The sequence below is a fragment of the Methylobacterium sp. J-088 genome, assembly GCF_022829295.1.
Classification (GTDB): Bacteria; Pseudomonadota; Alphaproteobacteria; order Rhizobiales; family Beijerinckiaceae; genus Methylobacterium.
This window is the reverse complement of record NZ_JAKSYH010000020.1, coordinates 1-528: the sequence shown is the minus strand read 5'-3', so window position 1 is coordinate 528 and position 528 is coordinate 1. Positions and strand designations below refer to the sequence as shown.

The following is a 528-nucleotide window of genomic DNA, read 5'->3' as shown; positions in this document are numbered from 1 at the left end:
ACCGAGCACCGGCCCGTCAGGGCGGGAGGGTGGATGGCCGGCAGGATGCCATATTGGGGCCCGGTGCCGGGATCAAGCCAGGCCAGCAGGTCGAGAACCGCCTAGTGCACGAAGAATGCGGTCTCGTAGGCGGTGGAGACGGTGCTGGCTTGGATGTCGCACCCCCGCTCCCGGAATCCGCTCTCCGCCTCGCCGGTTGTGAAGCCGACCGCCGCGTCGAACAGCCGGCCGGCGCCGGCCGCCTGGACGGCGTTGGCCGCCGCGATGCCGTTGCGGCTGGTGGCCGAGGCGGAAAACGGCACGTCGTTGCGGGCGAGCGTCAGGTCGACCTCGTTGGTCAGGTAGCGCAGCCCCGGGCTGAGGAAGGCGAGGTTCGAGGTCACCCCGGCGAACTGGCCCGACACGCCGCCCGTGGCCGACAGGATCGTGTAGGTGGTGCGCGGGTTGTAGCGGCCGGCGGCGGCCAGCACCTGGACGGTGCCGCCCCCGAGTGCGGCGACGCCCCCGGCGGTGATCCGGTCGGCTTGG

Annotated in this window: 1 pseudogene; it reads right to left on the bottom strand. The window is 72.5% G+C overall.

Annotation, left to right across the window (positions count from 1 at the left end):
- Positions 1–101: 101 nt before the first annotated feature.
- A pseudogene (locus MKK63_RS01105) lies at positions 102–528 on the bottom strand (autotransporter outer membrane beta-barrel domain-containing protein); the annotation flags it as partial.